Source organism: Duganella sp. LjRoot269, assembly GCF_964254095.1.
GTDB lineage: Bacteria > Pseudomonadota > Gammaproteobacteria > Burkholderiales > Burkholderiaceae_D > Rugamonas > Rugamonas hordei.
In genome coordinates this window covers 870905-888494 of sequence record NZ_CAXUSL020000001.1, presented here as the reverse complement: position 1 = coordinate 888494, position 17590 = coordinate 870905, and the positions used below count along the sequence as shown (strand labels likewise).

Annotated in this window: 19 protein-coding genes; 3 read left to right on the top strand and 16 right to left on the bottom strand. The window is 61.2% G+C overall.

Translation table 11 applies throughout. The features are described 5' to 3' along the window. Positions 1-9: 9 nt before the first annotated feature. The 12 genes from rplV to rpsL all read right to left on the bottom strand — a co-directional run bounded on the left by rplV (position 10) and on the right by rpsL (position 9168). Entirely contained in the window at positions 10-342 is a 333-nt protein-coding gene (gene rplV / locus ACSQ3S_RS03810) for a 50S ribosomal protein L22 (protein ID WP_176362469.1), read from the bottom strand. Next, positions 339-614 carry a 30S ribosomal protein S19 gene (rpsS, locus tag ACSQ3S_RS03805; RefSeq protein ID WP_008444295.1) on the bottom strand — a complete coding sequence of 92 codons (276 nt, stop codon included), beginning with the start codon at positions 612-614 and terminating at the stop codon, positions 339-341. Before rpsS ends, rplV begins: the two co-directional genes overlap by 4 nt. 10 nt (positions 615-624) lie before the next feature. Then, the gene (rplB, locus tag ACSQ3S_RS03800) at positions 625-1452 is read right to left on the bottom strand and encodes a 50S ribosomal protein L2 (RefSeq protein ID WP_008444293.1); all 828 of its coding nucleotides are present in this window, start codon (positions 1450-1452) and stop codon (positions 625-627) included. After that, a complete protein-coding gene (rplW, locus tag ACSQ3S_RS03795; RefSeq protein ID WP_008444291.1) occupies positions 1452-1766 on the bottom strand; it encodes a 50S ribosomal protein L23 in 315 nt (104 codons plus the stop codon). Before rplW ends, rplB begins: the two co-directional genes overlap by 1 nt. Then, complete coding sequence (gene rplD, locus ACSQ3S_RS03790; protein WP_026334873.1) at positions 1763-2383, bottom strand: 50S ribosomal protein L4; 621 nt, start codon at positions 2381-2383, stop codon at positions 1763-1765. The genes rplW and rplD overlap by 4 nt, the downstream gene beginning before the upstream one ends. 3 nt (positions 2384-2386) lie before the next feature. After that, on the bottom strand, positions 2387-3043 hold the full coding sequence (gene rplC, locus ACSQ3S_RS03785; protein ID WP_008444287.1) for a 50S ribosomal protein L3: 657 nt from the start codon (positions 3041-3043) through the stop codon (positions 2387-2389). 215 nt (positions 3044-3258) lie between these two features. Further along, positions 3259-4104 carry a DUF817 domain-containing protein gene (locus ACSQ3S_RS03780; protein WP_436141621.1) on the bottom strand — a complete coding sequence of 282 codons (846 nt, stop codon included), beginning with the start codon at positions 4102-4104 and terminating at the stop codon, positions 3259-3261. A gap of 136 nt (positions 4105-4240) precedes the next feature. Further along, positions 4241-4558 carry a 30S ribosomal protein S10 gene (gene rpsJ, locus ACSQ3S_RS03775; RefSeq protein ID WP_005663509.1) on the bottom strand — a complete coding sequence of 106 codons (318 nt, stop codon included), beginning with the start codon at positions 4556-4558 and terminating at the stop codon, positions 4241-4243. Between the two features lie 126 nt (positions 4559-4684). Continuing rightward, on the bottom strand, positions 4685-5875 hold the full coding sequence (tuf, locus tag ACSQ3S_RS03770) for an elongation factor Tu (RefSeq protein WP_209720678.1): 1191 nt from the start codon (positions 5873-5875) through the stop codon (positions 4685-4687). Positions 5876-5945: 70 nt separating this feature from the next. Continuing rightward, on the bottom strand, positions 5946-8051 hold the full coding sequence (gene fusA / locus ACSQ3S_RS03765) for an elongation factor G (RefSeq protein ID WP_176655918.1): 2106 nt from the start codon (positions 8049-8051) through the stop codon (positions 5946-5948). Positions 8052-8165: 114 nt separating this feature from the next. After that, positions 8166-8636: a 30S ribosomal protein S7 gene (gene rpsG, locus ACSQ3S_RS03760; RefSeq protein WP_008444271.1), complete on the bottom strand. Its 471-nt coding sequence runs from the start codon at positions 8634-8636 to the stop codon at positions 8166-8168. Positions 8637-8784: 148 nt separating this feature from the next. Further along, complete coding sequence (gene rpsL, locus ACSQ3S_RS03755; RefSeq protein ID WP_008444270.1) at positions 8785-9168, bottom strand: 30S ribosomal protein S12; 384 nt, start codon at positions 9166-9168, stop codon at positions 8785-8787. A gap of 289 nt (positions 9169-9457) precedes the next feature. Between rpsL and ACSQ3S_RS03750 the strand changes: the two genes are divergently transcribed. Then, positions 9458-11422, top strand: a complete 1965-nt coding sequence (locus tag ACSQ3S_RS03750; protein WP_436141620.1) for a phosphoethanolamine transferase — start codon at positions 9458-9460, stop codon at positions 11420-11422. A 7-nt stretch (positions 11423-11429) separates the two neighbouring features. Here ACSQ3S_RS03750 and ACSQ3S_RS03745 read toward each other — a convergent pair whose 3' ends face one another. Genes ACSQ3S_RS03745 through ACSQ3S_RS03730 form a run of 4 tightly spaced genes read right to left on the bottom strand, consistent with a single transcriptional unit; the run spans position 11430 to position 15358 of the window. Next, positions 11430-11894, bottom strand: coding sequence for a DUF2269 family protein (locus ACSQ3S_RS03745; protein WP_176655920.1), 465 nt, complete (start codon positions 11892-11894; stop codon positions 11430-11432). Beyond that, positions 11894-13159, bottom strand: coding sequence for an SDR family oxidoreductase (locus ACSQ3S_RS03740; RefSeq protein ID WP_436141619.1), 1266 nt, complete (start codon positions 13157-13159; stop codon positions 11894-11896). The genes ACSQ3S_RS03745 and ACSQ3S_RS03740 overlap by 1 nt, the downstream gene beginning before the upstream one ends. Positions 13160-13218: 59 nt before the next feature. Continuing rightward, the gene (locus ACSQ3S_RS03735; protein ID WP_176655922.1) at positions 13219-13746 is read right to left on the bottom strand and encodes a GbsR/MarR family transcriptional regulator; all 528 of its coding nucleotides are present in this window, start codon (positions 13744-13746) and stop codon (positions 13219-13221) included. Positions 13747-13801: 55 nt separating this feature from the next. Next, on the bottom strand, positions 13802-15358 hold the full coding sequence (locus ACSQ3S_RS03730) for a MutS-related protein (protein ID WP_436141618.1): 1557 nt from the start codon (positions 15356-15358) through the stop codon (positions 13802-13804). A gap of 197 nt (positions 15359-15555) precedes the next feature. On the opposite strand from ACSQ3S_RS03730, the gene ACSQ3S_RS03725 reads away from it, so the two are divergent. Both ACSQ3S_RS03725 and ACSQ3S_RS03720 read left to right on the top strand, forming a co-directional pair. Continuing rightward, complete coding sequence (locus ACSQ3S_RS03725; RefSeq protein WP_176655924.1) at positions 15556-16824, top strand: efflux RND transporter periplasmic adaptor subunit; 1269 nt, start codon at positions 15556-15558, stop codon at positions 16822-16824. A 32-nt stretch (positions 16825-16856) separates the two neighbouring features. Then, the gene (locus ACSQ3S_RS03720) at positions 16857-17588 is read left to right on the top strand and encodes an ABC transporter ATP-binding protein (protein WP_176655925.1); all 732 of its coding nucleotides are present in this window, start codon (positions 16857-16859) and stop codon (positions 17586-17588) included. The last annotated feature ends 2 nt before the right edge of the window (positions 17589-17590 follow it).

Here is a 17590-nt window from a genome sequence, read left to right as displayed (position 1 = left end):
TTTAGCTCCTTAGTTGCCGACGGTCACGTAAATGTGACACGATTGTTTCGAGATACGATCGCCCCGGCCTTTAGCGCGTGCAGTGAAGCGCTTCAGGATCGGGCCCTTTTCGACGTAGATCGTTTTCACGAACAGTTCGTCGATGTCCGCGCCGTCATTGTGCTCGGCGTTGGCGATAGCCGACTCCAGCACTTTCTTGATGATGGTCGCGCCCTTTTTTGGGCTGAATTGCAGAATGTTGAGTGCAGCGTCAACTTTCTTGCCGCGGATCTGGTCGGCCACGAGGCGACCTTTTTGATCCGACAAGCGCACACCCTTGAGGATAGCTTTGGTTTCCATTATTTCTTCGCCTTCTTGTCAGCGGCATGGCCCTTGAACGTGCGGGTCAGCGCGAATTCACCGAGCTTGTGACCAACCATGTTCTCGGAGACGTACACCGGCACGTGCAGCTTGCCATTGTGGACGGCGATCGTCAGGCCGATGAAGTCAGGCATGATGGTCGAACGACGGGACCAGGTTTTGATTGGCTTTTTGTCTTTGGCTGCTTGTGCGGCTTCGACTTTTTTCACCAGGTGGGCGTCACAGAACGGCCCTTTTTTCAATGAACGAGTCATGTGCTACCCCTTATTTCTTGCCGCGGCGCGAGACGATCATGGAAGAAGTGCGCTTGTTGCTGCGGGTCTTCTTACCCTTCGTCTGTTGGCCCCAAGGCGACACTGGATGACGACCAGCTGCAGTTTTACCTTCACCACCACCGTGCGGGTGATCGACCGGGTTCATGACCACACCGCGAACGGTAGGACGAACACCGCGCCAGCGCATCGCACCGGCCTTACCGATTTTACGCAGGCTGTGTTCGGCATTGCCGACTTCACCCACGGTTGCACGGCACTCGATGTGCACGCGACGCACTTCACCCGAGCGCAGGCGCACTTGAGCGTAGGTACCTTCGCGGGCCATCAGGACCACGCCGGCGCCGGCGGTACGGGCCATCTGGGCACCCTTACCTGGCAGCATTTCGACGCAGTGCATGACGGTACCGACTGGGATGTTGCGGATCGGCAGGCAGTTGCCCGACTTGATCGGCGCTTCCGAACCGTTCATCACGGTGTCGCCAACGCTCATGCCTTTGGTGGCGATGATGTATTGACGCTCGCCGTCGGCGTAGCACAGCAGGGCGATATTCGCGGTGCGGTTAGGATCGTATTCGATACGTTCCACTTTCGCAGGAATGCCATCCTTCTGACGCTTGAAGTCGATCAGGCGATAGTGCTGCTTATGACCACCGCCGATGTGGCGGGTGGTGATATGGCCGTTGTTGTTACGACCAGCAGTTTTCGATTTTTTCTCAACCAGGGCTGCGAACGGACGACCTTTGTACAGGTCCGGGTTCACAACTTTCACCATGCCGCGACGGCCTGGGGAGGTTGGCTTCATCTTAACGAGTGCCATTATTTAGCCTCCTCGGAGAAATTGATTTCCTGGCCAGGTTTCAGGCACACGAAAGCACGCTTGGTATGGTTGCGGCGGCCGGTGTGGGCACCGGAACGCTTCTGCTTACCTTCGCGGTTGACGGTCTGCACCGATTCCACTTCCACTTTGAACAGCAGTTCAACAGCGGCTTTGATTTCTGGCTTGGTCGCGTCGGTGGTTACACGGAACACGATCTGTTCGTTCTTTTCCGCGACCATGGTGGCCTTTTCGGAAATGACCGGAGCCAGCAGCACCTTCATCAGGCGCTCTTCGCTAAATTTCAATGCGCTCATGCCAGCATCTCCTCAATCTTAGCCAGTGCAGCTTTGGTGACCAGGATCTTCTTGTAGAACACCAGGGACATTGGATCTGCGTGACGTGGTTCAACAACCAGTACGTTAGGCAGGTTACGCGATGCCAGTTCCAGGTTTTCGTTGGCGACGTCGGTGATGATCAGAACCGAGTCAAAGCCCATGCCGGTCAGCTTTTGCGACAGCAGCTTGGTCTTTGGCGCTTCGATCGTCAGGTCTTCGATGATCGTCAGGCGATCTTCGCGGGCCAGCTGGGACAGGATCGAGCAGATACCTGCGCGATACATCTTCTTGTTCACTTTGTGGGTGAAGTTCTCGTCAGGCGAGTTCGGGAAGATGCGACCACCGCCGCGCCACAGTGGCGACGACGACATACCAGCACGAGCGCGGCCGGTACCTTTTTGGCGCCATGGCTTCTTGGTCGTGTGGTGGACTTCTTCACGGTCTTTTTGTTTACGGTTGCCGCTGCGAGCATTGGCTTGGTAAGCAACGACGACTTGGTGGATCAGGGCTTCGTTGTAGTCACGGCCGAAAATGGTGTCGGCGGCAGCTACGTTAGAGGCGGCTTGACCTTGAGCGTTCAAGAGCTTGAGTTCCATCGTTTAAGCTCCCTTCTTTGCTTTAACTTTGACAGCAGGCGATACAACGACCTGGCCGTTTTTCGCGCCTGGGATCGCGCCTTTGACCAGCAGCAGCTGACGGTCGGCATCGATACGGGCGATTTCGAGGTTCTGCACAGTGCGGGTGACGTCACCGAGGTGACCGGTCATGCGCTTACCTGGGAACACGCGGCCTGGATCTTGCGCCATACCGATGGAACCTGGAACATTGTGCGAACGGGAGTTACCGTGGGTAGCACGGCCCGAAGCAAAGTGGTGACGCTTGATGGTACCGGCATAGCCTTTACCGATCGTGACACCTTGAACGTCGATCTTTTGACCGACTTCGAACAGGGAAGCGGCAACGACATCGCCAGCTTTCAGTTCGGCAGCTTTGGTAGCGTCGACGCGGAACTCTTTCAACAGAGTACCGGCTTCAACACCAGCTTTAGCGTGGTGACCAGCAACAGCCTTCGTTACGCGGGAAGCGCGACGTTGACCGAATGCGACCTGAACAGCGGAATAACCGTCAGTTTCAGGAGTTTTGATTTGCGCAACACGGTTGTTCGATACGTCCAACACGGTGACTGGGATCGAATCCCCGTCATCGGTGAAGATGCGCATCATACCAACCTTGCGACCGAGAAGGCCAAGGCTCATTTTTTCTCCAATTCCCACCTACGATTGGGCGGGGATATGTTGAACTACTAAAATTAGTACGGATCAATAAAAAGGCGTATCCATACCGAAGCCGGCTAGTGTAGCGTGAAAAGACACTTGACGCAACAACTTAATACGAGGTATGTCGGGTTTACGCGGCTTTATTTGCCGGCTGCTCACGCCGGGGCCAAACCACGGCCCCATGCGGCCTGCGCTCAATGTTCGGGGACGTGGATGCTGGCCTTGATGTGCTTCAGGTGGGCCACGATGGTAAAGGTCATCACCACCAGCAGCGACCAGGAGCTCCACTTGCCGACATGGACGGCCGACCAGGCGCCCAGCTGGTTCGGATAGCGCCACACACTCCAGAACGTGCTGATGTTTTCCGCCAGCCAGATGAAGAAGCCGATCAGCACGAAGGCCAGCAGCATCGGCATCCGGCGGTCGCGGTCCAGCGGCCGGAAGATCACGGTGGCGCGCGCGTACAGCCCCAGCGCGCAGGCCGCCACGTACCAGCGGTAATCGCCGATGTAGTGATGGGTAAAGAAATTGGCGTAGATGAGCAACGCGATCAGCACCGCCATCCAGTACGGCGGATGATGACGGATGCGCACGTCGAGCAGGCGCCAGGCCTGGATGATGTAGCTGCCGACGGCCGCGTACATAAAGCCGGAGAACAACGGCACGCCGAACAGCTTGGTGTAAGCGAAGTCCGGGTAGCTCCACGACTGAATGGAGCCGGACACCTTGAACACCTCCAGCGCAAAGCCGATCACGTGGAACAGGCAAACCGCCTTCAGCTCGTCCAGCGTTTCCAGCCCGGTCCACACCATCCACGCCTGGATCAGCAGCGCGACGATCAGCAGCGCGTCATAGCGTGGCAAGCCCGCGATGCCGGCGCGCGGAACCAGAAGCACGGCGGCAAAGAACAGCGCCACGAACAGGCAGGCGCGCGCTTCCTTGATGCCGAAATACAGAAACTCCAGCGCGAACCGCGCCCCACCCCGCAATCCGTGGCGGCGGGAGCCGTCCATGAGGCGGGCGTCAAAGGTGGCCAGCATGGCGGCTCCTGAGCATGGAAAGATTTTCTTCGGTAATGGCCAAACAAAAAAGGCCAGGCTGGTCCGCGAATGCGGACTGGCCCGGCCCTTCAGCACTGGCGGCGGAGGCGAACTCCGCCGGCCGGCCTAATAATGATTACTGCAGTTTGATTTCGACGTCAACGCCAGCTGGCAGGTCCAGCTTCATCAGTGCGTCAACGGTCTTGTCGGTTGGGTCGACGATGTCCATCAGGCGCTGGTGGGTACGGATCTCGAACTGGTCGCGCGAGGTCTTGTTGACGTGTGGCGAACGCAGAACGTCGAAACGCTGGATGCGGGTTGGCAGTGGGACTGGGCCCTTGACAACGGCGCCGGTGCGCTTAGCGGTGTCAACGATTTCCAGTGCGGACTGGTCGATCAGCTTGTAGTCGAAAGCTTTCAGACGGATACGGATTTTCTGGTTTGGTGCGGACATGATGATTCCTTAAAAGAGCGAACTGGCAACTTTGTAGCGCCAGCAATGTTTAAAAGAACGAGGTATTACAGGAAAGGCCGACATGGTATCACACCATGCCGGCCTTGTTCCAACCAGGCTTAAAAATTAAGCGATGATTTTAGCTACAACGCCTGCGCCAACGGTACGGCCGCCTTCGCGGATTGCGAAGCGCAGACCTTCTTCCATCGCGATCGGGTTGATCAGCTTGACGGTGATCGACACGTTGTCGCCTGGCATAACCATTTCTTTGTCCGCTGGCAGTTCGATCGAACCGGTCACGTCAGTCGTACGGAAGTAGAACTGTGGACGATAGTTGTTGAAGAACGGGGTGTGACGGCCGCCTTCGTCTTTCGACAGGACATAGATCTCGCCGGTGAAGTGGTTGTGCGGCTTGATCGAACCTGGCTTGGCCAGAACCTGGCCACGCTCCACGTCTTCACGCTTGGTGCCGCGCAGCAGCAGACCGACGTTGTCGCCGGCTTGACCCTGGTCCAGCAGCTTGCGGAACATTTCCACGCCGGTGCAAGTGGTCTTGACGGTATCTTTGATGCCGACGATTTCGATCTCTTCGCCGACCTTGATGATGCCGCGCTCGATACGACCGGTCACAACGGTACCGCGACCCGAGATCGAGAACACGTCTTCCACTGGCATCAGGAAGGCGCCGTCCACTGCGCGCTCTGGCGTAGGGATGTACGAATCCAGCGCATCGGCCAGACGCATGATCGAGTCAACGCCCATTTCGCCTTCTTTGCCGTCCAGCGCCATACGGGCCGAACCTTTGATGATAGGCACGTCGTCGCCTGGGAATTCGTATTTCGACAGCAATTCACGAACTTCCATTTCGACCAGTTCCAGCAGTTCCGCGTCGTCGACCAGGTCGCACTTGTTCAGGAACACGATGATGTATGGAACGCCAACCTGACGGGCCAGCAGGATGTGCTCGCGGGTCTGTGGCATAGGGCCGTCGGCTGCGGAGCAAACCAGGATCGCGCCGTCCATCTGCGCTGCGCCGGTGATCATGTTCTTGATGTAGTCGGCGTGGCCTGGGCAGTCAACGTGAGCGTAGTGACGGCCGGCGGTTTCGTACTCGACGTGCGCGGTGTTGATGGTGATGCCGCGTGCTTTTTCTTCTGGAGCAGCATCGATCTGGTCGTATGCTTTAGCTTCGCCGCCGAATTTCTTCGACAGAACGGTCGCGATAGCAGCGGTCAGGGTGGTCTTGCCGTGGTCGACGTGGCCGATGGTGCCGACGTTGACGTGCGGCTTGGTCCGTTCGAATTTCTCTTTTGCCATTTTATTCTTCCTTAGAACAATGTTTTAAATATGCGGGCGGAGGATCTCCCCGCCCGCAAAAATACAAAAATTACTTAGCTTTAGCGGTAACGATCGCGTCGATAACGTGCTTAGGCGCTTCCGAGTAGTGCTTGAATTCCATCGTGTAGGTAGCACGACCTTGCGTTGCGGAACGCAGGGTGGTCGAGTAACCGAACATTTCCGACAGAGGCACTTCAGCTTTGATGATCTTGCCACCGCCGCCTGGGATCTCGTCCATGCCCTGCACCATGCCGCGGCGGGACGACAGGTCGCCCATCACGGTACCGGCGTAGTCTTCCGGCGTTTCCACTTCCACAGCCATCATCGGCTCCAGGATGACCGGGTTGGCTTTACGGCAGCCTTCCTTGAATGCCATCGAAGCGGCCATCTGGAACGCGTTTTCGTTCGAGTCCACATCGTGGTACGAACCGAAGAACAGCGTGACCTTGACGTCGACCACTGGGTAGCCGGCCAGAACGCCGGTGTTCAGGGTGCCGCGCACGCCTTTTTCCACCGCAGGGATGTATTCGCGAGGAACGGTACCGCCCTTGATCGCGTCAACGAATTCGAAGCCCTTGCCTGGTTCTTGCGGTTCGATCTTCAGTACCACGTGACCGTATTGACCACGACCGCCCGACTGCTTGACGAACTTGCCTTCGGATTCTTCGCAGGTCTTGCGGATCGTTTCGCGGTAGGCAACCTGTGGCTTGCCGACGGTCGCTTCGACGCCGAATTCGCGCTTCATGCGGTCAACGATAATTTCCAGGTGCAGCTCGCCCATACCACCGATGATGGTCTGGCCCGACTCTTCGTCGGTCTTGACGCGGAACGAAGGATCTTCCTGAGCCAGACGGTTCAGTGCCAGACCCATTTTTTCCTGGTCAGCCTTGGTCTTCGGTTCCACGGCCTGCTGGATCACCGGCTCTGGGAAGATCATTTTTTCCAGGGTGATGATCGACGATGGATCGCACAGGGTTTCGCCGGTGGTCACGTCTTTCAGACCCACTGCGGCGGCGATGTCGCCGGCGCGCACTTCTTTGATCTCTTCGCGCTGGTTGGCGTGCATCTGCAGAATACGACCCAGGCGCTCTTTACGGCCTTTGACCGAGTTGTACACGGTGTCGCCCGAGTTGATGGCGCCCGAGTACACGCGGAAGAAGGCCAGCTGGCCGACGAACGGGTCGGTCATGATCTTGAACGCCAGCGCCGAGAACTTCTCGTCGTCCGCAGGACGGCGGGTGGTCGGCTGGTCGTCTTCGTCCGTGCCGGCGACGTCTTCGATGTCCAGCGGCGAAGGCAGGAACTCGATGACCGCGTCCAGCATGGCCTGTACGCCCTTGTTCTTGAAAGCGGTACCGCACATCATCGGCACGATTTCCGAAGCGATGGTGCGTTCGCGCAGCGCTTTCTTGATCTCGGCTTCGGACAGGTCGCCCTCTTCCAGGTACTTGTTCATCAGTTCTTCGGACGCTTCAGCAGCGACTTCGACCATCTTCTCGCGCCACTCGGCGGCCGATTCGGCCAGCTCCGCAGGGATATCGACGTAGTCGAACTTCATGCCTTGCGACGCGTCGTCCCACAGGATCGCCTTCATCTTGACCAGATCGATCACGCCCTTGAAGTTTTCTTCAGCGCCGATAGGGATCTGGATCAGGACCGGGTTAGCCTTCAGGCGAGCGCGCATCTGCTCGTAGACCTTGAAGAAGTTGGCGCCGGTACGGTCCATCTTGTTGACGAAGGCCAGACGCGGCACTTTGTACTTGTTGGCCTGACGCCATACGGTTTCCGACTGCGGCTGCACGCCGCCGACTGCGCAGTAAACCATGCAAGCGCCATCGAGCACGCGCATCGAGCGTTCAACTTCAATGGTGAAGTCAACGTGGCCCGGGGTGTCGATGATGTTGATGTGGTGTTCTGGGAAGTTGTTGGCCATACCTTTCCAGAAGCAGGTCGTCGCTGCCGAGGTAATGGTAATGCCGCGCTCTTGTTCCTGCTCCATCCAGTCCATGGTGGCGGCGCCATCGTGAACTTCACCGATCTTGTGGTTCACGCCCGTGTAGAACAGAACGCGTTCGGTGGTGGTGGTCTTACCTGCATCGATGTGAGCGGAGATACCGATATTGCGGTAGCGCTCGATGGGGGTCTTGCGGGCCATAATTATTCCTAAATCTTTGAATGGACAAAACCGAGCGCCATTTTTGCTGACAAAAATGAGCCCGGCCTCGAACAACAGATAACAACCAGATCCCCAAGGACCTGGCCGATTTTATTAGAAGCGGAAGTGCGAGAACGCCTTGTTCGCTTCAGCCATACGGTGGACTTCGTCACGCTTCTTCATCGCACCGCCGCGGCCTTCAGCCGCTTCCATCAGCTCACCGCCGAGGCGTTGTGGCATGGATTTTTCGCTGCGCTTGTTGGCAGCTTCACGCAGCCAGCGCATGGACAGAGCCATACGACGCACTGGGCGCACTTCGACCGGCACCTGGTAGTTTGCACCACCGACGCGACGGGATTTAACTTCAACCAGCGGCTTGGCGTTGTTGATCGCGGTAGCGAACACTTCCAGCGGGTCTTTGCCGGATTTAGCGGCGATGTGCTCGAAGGCACCGTAGATGATGTTTTCTGCGACCGATTTTTTACCGGACAGCATCAGAACGTTCACGAACTTGGCGACATCCGTGTTACCGAATTTTGGATCCGGCAGAATTTCGCGCTTGGGTACTTCACGACGACGTGGCATATCAATTCCTTTCAATCTTCAGTTGAGGTGCGCAGATATGGGATTCGCACTCTCGCGGAGGGCCATCATAGCCATCCACTTACTCGACCACTACGGTCGATTACATTCACTTAGCTAGCTGCCACTGAGCGAAAACTTTTATTGCAGATTACTTCTTGGCTTGCTTGGCGCGCTTGGTACCGTACTTCGAGCGAGCTTGCTTACGGTCTTTAACGCCCTGGGTATCCAGTGCACCGCGAACCATGTGGTAACGAACACCCGGCAAGTCTTTTACACGACCGCCGCGCAGCAGAACCACGCTGTGCTCTTGCAGGTTGTGGCCTTCACCGCCGATGTACGAAATGACTTCGAAACCGTTGGTCAGACGCACTTTGGCGACTTTACGCAAAGCCGAGTTAGGCTTCTTAGGAGTGGTGGTGTACACACGGGTGCAAACACCACGCTTTTGCGGGCTGTTTTCCAGCGCCGGCGATTTGCTTTTCACGGTCAGAGCGACACGTGGATTGCGAATCAGTTGATTGATGGTTGGCATCGTTCTAAACCCAACTAAATTACAACGTTGATAACCCGGACGGATGTCCGGGGACTAAAACCTAGTCCCAATTGATTTCACGACGGAGGCGCAAACAGCCACTCGCAAGGAGCGGCCTGAAACAGCGTATACGATGTGCAGAATAAATTGAGAACTCGCGAGTATAGACGTGGTCGAAGCGCCAGTCAATCTATTTCGCGGCAGCATGCGGCCGGGACGGCCTGTAAAAACTCGCTGCAAGGTCAAGAAACACTTGATAATAGCAGACAATATCATTGTCTCCGTTTCTATGCGATCCCTGTTGCGCCCCGCCCCCCTGTTCGTCCTCGCAAGCTATCTGCTGCTGTCGCTGGTGCCCTGCGTGCCAATCTTGCTGGGAAGGCAAGTGCCGGGTCTGGCGCATATATTGGCGGTCGAACTGCTGGCCTGGGCCGCGGTGTGGGGCGTGCTGCAGCGCCCGGCCTGGTTCCACTGGCTGCTGATCCCCGCCTTCCTCGCGCTGCCGACCGAACTCTACCTGTTCATGTACTACGGCCAGGGCATCTCCACCCACCACCTGGGCATCATCGCCGAGACCAGCCCGCGGGAGGCGCTGGAATTCCTCGGCCGCAAAGTCTGGCTGATGGGGCTGGTGATGCTGCTGGTGGTGGCCTGGTGGATCGCCGTGCAGGTGGCGGCGCGGCGCAGCCCGATGCTGGCCTGGCGCGGCAAGAGCCGCTGGAGCGTGCTGCTTATATTGGTGGCGCTGGCCGGGCTGTGGACCTACGGCTGGGAATTCGGCGTGCGCGCCAGGCCGGCGATCAAAGCGGCGGCGGCCAAGGCCGCCAGCGCCAAGCCGGCCGGTTCGGCGTTGGGCTCGGCCATCGGATCCGCGCTGAGTTCGGCGCTCAGCCATGTGGGCATCACCGCCCCGGCATCGGCCAGCGATGACGCCTCCGACGAGGAGGAAGAGGAGGACGCCGAAGAGGACAGCGCGCCCGAGCACGCCGCCATCCCCGGCGCCGGCCGCAGCGGCTGGAAGTGGTCGCCTATGCCGTGGTGGGCCCGCTCGCCGCTGGGCTTCGACGACTTCGCCTCGTCGTGGCCGTTCGGCCTGGCCGCGCGCGGCGTCGACTTCTACAAGGAGCGCGAATACCTGGCCGACCTGGGCCGGCGCAGCAGCAGCTTCACCTTCAAGGCGCACCAGCCGGAAAAGAACGACAGGCCGGAAGTCGTCATCATGGTGATCGGCGAATCGTCTCGCTACGACCGCTGGGGCGTCAACGGCTACGAGCGCGACACCAACCCGCTGCTGAAGAAGGAGGCCAACCTGGTCACGCTGCCGGACGTCATCACGGCGGTGTCGGCGACGCGGCTGTCGGTGCCGGTGATCATCTCGCGCAAGCCGGCAACGCAGAGCCTGAAGGATGGCTTCTCGGAAAAATCCTTCCTGACCGCCTACAAGGAAGCCGGCTTCAAGACCTGGTGGCTGTCGAACCAGATCTCGTTCGGCCAGTTCGACACGCCGGTGTCGGTGTTCGCCAAGGAGGCCGACGTGATCCAGTTCATGAACCTGGGCGGCTTCACCAACAACTCCAACTTCGACCAGATCCTGCTCGAGCCGCTGCAGCACGCGATCGCCGATCCATCGCCGAAAAAGCTGATCGTGCTGCACACCCTGGGCAACCACTGGAACTACAGCCAGCGCTATCCGAAGGAATTCGACAAATGGCAGCCGTCGCTGTTCGGCGTCGACAAACCGGTCTACACCGACACCAAGATCAAGCCGCAGCTCAACAACAGCTACGACAACTCCATCCTGTACACCGACTGGTTCCTGTCGCAGGTGATCGGCCAGTTGAAGGGCACGCAGCAGCTGGCGGCTATGGTCTACGTGGCCGACCACGGCCAGACGCTGTACGACAACAGCTGCAACCTCGCTTTCCACGGCCACAACACGCAGTACGAATTCCACGTGCCGGCGCTGGTCTGGTACTCGGACGAATACAAGGACCGCTATCCGGAGAAAGTGAAGCAGCTGATGCGCCACCGCAAGGCGCGGCTGGCCACGGAAAACATCTTCCACACACTGCTGGACCTGGGCGACATCGAGTACCCCGACGAGCGGCTGGAATGGAGCTTCATCAACAAGCAGTTCAAACAGCACAAGCGCTACGTCGACAGCTACGGCTGGAGCAACTACGACAACGCCAGCTTCAAGGGCGACTGCCGCGAGGTGATCGACAAGGGCAAGCCGCTCAAGCAGGAGAAATAATCGGGGATCAGGCCGGCTTGTGCACCATCAGCCAGTAGACGATCAGCAACGCGCCGAATGCGGGGAAGCCCAAGGCGATCCAGATTTTTTCATAGCGCCAGTAGCGCGCCGGCAGCGGCTCGCCGGCCAGCGCGGCATGCGCCGCCATGTCGCGCATTTTCAATTGCAGCCAGACCACCGGCAGCCAGCAGATGCCCGCCAGCGCATACAGCGCCACCGACCAGACGATCCACCGGGATGTGAACGGGAAGCCGGCAAGATGGATCATCCACAAGCCCGACAGCGGCTGGATGATGATGGCCGGCGTGGTGAACCACCAGTCGGCCCTGGCCACCAGCCGCGTCACCACCGCCATCGCCTGCACGTTGCCGCTGCGGTTGGCGAAGAACATGTAGAACGCCGTGCCGAAGCCGGTGCCGAACATCAGCGTGGCCGACAGGATGTGCAGCCATTTGATCGCCAGGTAGTCCATTATCTGCTCGCTCTCCACATCAGCAACATCAACGCCAGCAAGGGCAGGTTCTTGCTCAGGGGCCCAAACGGATGCAGCCAGAAGCCGGGCAGGCACACGCTCATGATCGCCGTGTAGCCGCCCACCAGCGCCAGCTGCAGCGCCCACACCCAGCGGCGCGGATACAGCAACAACAGCACGCCGACCGCCGCGTCGGCCAGGCTGGCGGCCAGCAGCATCGGCTGCTGCGCACCCGCGGGCACGCCGCATGCCGCCAGCCACGCCATGCTGTCCGCGCGCGGCCAGCCGAACCAGGACACGTAGGCGGTGATCAGCCACAGCAAGGCCATCGCCACCGTCACCAGCGGCGCGCCCCAGGCCCAGGTGGCGGCGATGCGCTGGTCGGGGCGAGCAAACCGCACAGGGTCGCGCAGCGGACGGCCCAGCAGCGCGGCGGCCGGTCCGGCGTCGGCGGTATTGCCGCCATCGGCGCTTTGCTCCAGCATCAGCAGCGATTCCGGTGTCAGCGCGCTGGAGGGAATCATGCCGGCGACGCGGGCGACCACGCGCGCGAGCGGCATCGGCAAATCCAGCACCAGCGCCGGCGCGGCCTGCATGCCGCTGCGCAGCGCGCCGAGGTAACCGGCCATCGTCGTCGCGCGCGGCCCCACCACCGCCAGCTCGCGCGGCACGCCGCCCTCCGCCAGCACCAGCCTGACCAACACCGCCGCCAGGTCGTCGACATGGATCGCCTGTACCTTGGCGCCGTGCGCCATCGGCATCATCAGCACCGGCAAGGTCGCCAGCATGCGGAACATCACGCTGCTGGCGCCATCCTCGCCATACACCAGCGACGGCCGGATGATGGTGACGCTGAGCCGGCGCGCCAGCAGGTCGGCTTCGGCCGCGCCCTTGCTGCGCCAGTAGCCGGTGGCGGCGTCCGGATGGCTGCCCAGCGCGGACACCTGCACCACGCGACGCACGCCGAGGCGCTCGCAGGCCGCGAACACGGCCACCGGCGCGGCGCGGTGCAGACGATCGAAATCGCCGTCGCGCGCTTCGCGGATAATGCCGACGCAGTTGACCACCGCATCCACGCCGGACAGCAGCGGCAGCCAGTCGCTCTCGCTGGTCATGCGGCCGAAATCGACCTCGATCCAGTCCTGCGCACGCTCGTCCGCCGGACGGCGGCGGCTGGCGCCGACCACGTCGCAGCCCGCCGCGCGCAAGGCACGCAAGGCGTGGCTGCCGATCAGCCCCGTCGCCCCAAGTATCAGCACTTTCATACCGTCTCCGTCTGTTATTTCTGTAAACACAGAAATTAATACTCAAAAAAATACAGCTTTTAATCCCCGCCCAGCAGCCGGGCCACCTTGCCGCCCATCTTCAGGAAGCGCTGCATGGTGGCCGGCGGCAGGTGCTTGTAGTCGCCGTAGGTCGCGGTCAGCATTTCGAGGAAGTCCAGCACCTGCTCCATCTTGACCTTGGTGGCCTGCTCCAGCGCCGGATCGCCCTCGGCTTCCAGCGCGCACTCGCGCAGCACGGTCAGCGTCGGATCGATCTCGCGCTTCTTGCGCTCCTCGACGATGACGCGGAAGATCTCCCATACATCCTGCAGCGCGACGAAGTGGTCGCGGCGGTCGCCGGCCATATGCGTGATGCGCACCAGGCCCCAGCTTTGCAATTCCTTCAGGCTGTTGCTGACGTTGGAGCGCGCCACGTTCAGCGTGTCGGCGATTTCCTCGGCCGGCAGCGGGCGGTTCGACAGGAACAGCAGCGCGTGGATCTGCGCCACCGTGCGGTTGACACCCCAGCGCGTGCCCATCTCTCCCCAATGCAGGATATATTTCTGGATGGTCGGTGCGAGCGTCATGGGAATTCCTTAATTTCTGTCGTTACAGAAATAATAGAACTCCCAGCGCCGGAAGTCAAAGACTATTTCGGACGTCTTCGCAATCGGCCGGATGCGCCATGTAGTCGCTCAGCCAGTCGAACACGCGGTTGGCCTTGGCCGAGATGGCGTCGTCGAAGCCTCGGGTCCCGAGCAAGGCGATGCCGTTGGTCTCGCGCAGCACGCCGGGCGACAGCTGCAGGCGTCCGTCCACGCGGCTGACGCACCACGGCGCCAGCCGGTCTTCCAGCAGCGGCGCCAGCACCAGGTTGTGCGACGACACGATCACCGTGCCGCGCTCGGCCAGCGTGTGCAGCACCGCCGTCGCCGCCGATATCGATTCGAGGTGGTTGGTGCCGCGGAAAATCTCGTCGATGATGAACACCGCCGGTCCGCGCGCGGCCAGCGCCAGCAGCTCCTGCGCGCGGCGCAGTTCGGCGATGTAAAGACTCTCGCCGCCTTCCAGCGTGTCCTCGCCCTGCATGCTCGAATACACGGGCAGCATGGTCGCCGTGGCCGTGTCGGCATAGCAGAAGCCGAACGCGCGGGCGACGATCAGGTTCAGGCCGACCGTGCGCAGCAAGGTGCTCTTGCCGATGCCGTTCTGGCCGGAGATGAAGGCGCCCCGCTCGCGCGGCGCGAACGACAGCGGCGCCGCCTCCGCCAGCAGCGGATGCACAACCAGCGTCAACGCGACGCTGTCGCCGCGCTCGGCCCAGCAATAACGCGGCGTACCGGCAAGGTGCCGCGCCAGCGCCAGATCGGCCTCCAGCGCCGCGACGCGCGCAAAGCTGGAGCGCAGGAAGTCCGCCTGCGCGCGCACCACCTCCCGGCTGTTGAAGTAGTGACGGATATTCAGCAGCCAAAGCCAGTTGCCGTATTCACGCATGCCGGCCATGCCGGTCAGCGGCGAACGCGCCAGGCTTCGGTTGATCTTGCCGGCACGGGCCGCGTCTTCGCTGAAGGCCGCCGTCGTCGGCAAGCCGGATTCGGCCAGCAGCGTATGGGCGCGCAGCATCTGCTGCAGCGTCTCCAGTATGCGGCACCATTCTTCGGCCGCTTCGTGAAACCGCACCTGCACCAGCGACAGCGCCAGCCATAATCCCAGCGCGACGCCCCACAGCGGCATGAAACCGGTCACCAGCGCCAGCGCCACCGACAGCAGGAAGGCCACCGGCATCCAGGGCAGCAAAGCGGTCCAGCGCGGGGCGGCCGCCATGGCGCGGCCGAACAGGGTGGCGCTGATCTCGCGATCGCTGCGGCGCAGGCCGACGCAGGCCGCCTGCAGCTGCAGCCGTTGTCCGGCATCCCCGGCCAGTGTCCGCACGCGGGCGGCGGACGGGGCGCCATCCTGCCCCGCCTGCAAGCGGCGATGCAGCTCCTGCTGGCCGAAGATGCTGGTCTCGCGCGCCAGATGGGCGCTGTACTGCGGCAGCAGCATATCGCTCCAGGTCTGCGCATCGATCGCGCCGGCCTCGCCGTGCAGCGTGCGCTGGTACAGCGCGACATCGCTGGGGACAAACGGGTAATCGGCTATCGCCGCGTCATCGGCGGCAGGCAAAAGGAAGCGGGACAAACGGGAGATCAAGGTCATGGCGGGCCAAATCAACGGGACACCCCGGCATATGGCCCCGGATATCAAACTATCAAGTCCGGACGGACGCGCAGCGGACAAGGCGGACACCCATCGGACAGCGGACAGCCGCATCAATTTCCTTTTAAATCAGCGACTTAAGAAGTGGCACGCTTCCTGCATAAAGTTGCCTGTCTTTTCACACTACCCAGCCAACCATGATACGTGACACCTCTAATCAAGACGCCGTCATCGCCCCGCCCAAAGGGCAGGCAACCCGACGCCGCCTCGTCATCGCCGCCGGCGCCGTCGCTTTGCTGGCAGCGGCCTATGGCCTGGTGCACACATGGCGCGGCAGCGACCACTCGGTCAACATCTCGCGCCTGCGCATCGCCGAAGTGGGACGCGGCACCTTGATACGCGACGCCGCCGTCAACGGCCGCATCGTCGCCGCCATCAGCCCGACGCTGTATTCGGCCTCGCCCGCCACCGTGACTCTGAAGGCGGCCGCCGGCGACACCGTCAAGAAAGGCGACGTGCTCGCCGTGCTGGAATCGCCCGACCTGACCGACGCGCTCAAGCGCGAGCAATCGAGCTACCTGCAGCTGGAAGCGGAAGTGGCGCGCCAGCAGATCCTGGCCCGCAAACAAAAGCTGCTGGCCCGGCGCGACGCCGACACCGCCGAAATCGACCGCCTGTCCGCGCTGCGCACGCTGGAGCGCTACAACGCCGTGTCCAACGAAGGCATCATCGCCAAGATCGAATACCAGAAAGCCAAGGACGCGCTGAACTCGGCCGAGATCCGCGCCAAGCACGCCGGCCAGGCGGCCGAGCTGGAAAGCGACAACGTCGCGCTGGAGCTGAAGACCAAGATCAATGAGCTGGACCGCCAGCGCCTGTCGCTGGCCAACGCCCAGCGCCGCGTCGACGAGCTGACCGTGCGCGCGCCGGTCGACGGCTTCATCGGCACGCTGTCGGTGGCCAACCGCAGCGTGGTGCCGGCCAATACGCCTTTGATGACCCTGGTCGACCTGTCGCGCCTCGAAGTCGAGCTGGAAGTGCCGGAGACCTATGTGTCCGACATCGGCCTGGGCATGAACGCGGAAGTGAACTTCGGCACCGGCACCGCCACCGCCAAGCTGTCGGCGCTGTCGCCGGAAGTGGTGAAGAACCAGGTGCTGGCGCGCGTGCGCTTCGCCGGCCAGCAGCCGCCCGGCCTGCGCCAGAACCAGCGCGTCACCGCGCGCCTGCTGATCGACGAAAAACCCAACACGCTGATGATCCAGCGCGGCCCGTTCGTGGAATCCGAAGGCGGCCGCTTCGCTTACGTAGTACGGGACGGCATCGCCATCCGCACCCCGATCAAGATGGGCGCCACCAGCGTCTCCGCGGTGGAGATCCTGAGCGGTCTGAAACAGGGCGACAAGGTCGTCATCTCCGGTACCGAAACGTTCGAGAACGCCGAGCGCGTCTCGATCAACCAATAATCCAACGTACATCCCAAGCAAAGAGGCCCTCCATGCTGCGCATGCAAAACCTGAGCAAAGTCTATCGTACCCACATGATCGAAACCCACGCGCTGCGCGGCTTCGAGATCAACGTCAAGCAGGGCGAGTTCGTCACCGTGACCGGCCCTTCCGGCTCCGGCAAGACCAGCTTCCTCAACATCGCCGGCCTGCTTGAAGAATTCACCGACGGCGAGTACATCCTCGACGGCATCAACGTCAAGGGCATGGACGACAACGCCCGCTCGCGCCTGCGCAATGAAAAGCTGGGCTTCATCTTCCAGGGCTTCAACCTGATTCCCGACCTGTCGCTGTTCGACAACGTCGACGTGCCGCTGCGCTATCGCGGCTTCAACGCGGCCGAGCGCAAGGAGCGCATCGAGGACGCCTTGTCCAAGGTCGGCCTGGCCTCGCGCATGAAGCACTACCCGGCCGAACTGTCCGGTGGCCAGCAGCAGCGCGTGGCGATCGCGCGCGCGCTGGCGGGTTCGCCGAAACTGCTGCTGGCCGACGAACCGACCGGCAACCTCGATACGCAAATGGCGCGCGGCGTGATGGAGCTGCTGGAAGAGATCAACGCCCAGGGCACGACGATCCTGATGGTGACCCACGATCCGGAACTGGCGGTGCGCTCGCAGCGCAACGTCCACATCATCGACGGCCAGGTGTCGGACCTGGTGCGCAAGGCGCCTTCCTTGTTCGACGCCAACGCCCACGCCGCCGACGGCAAATCCCATGTCGCTTAAGG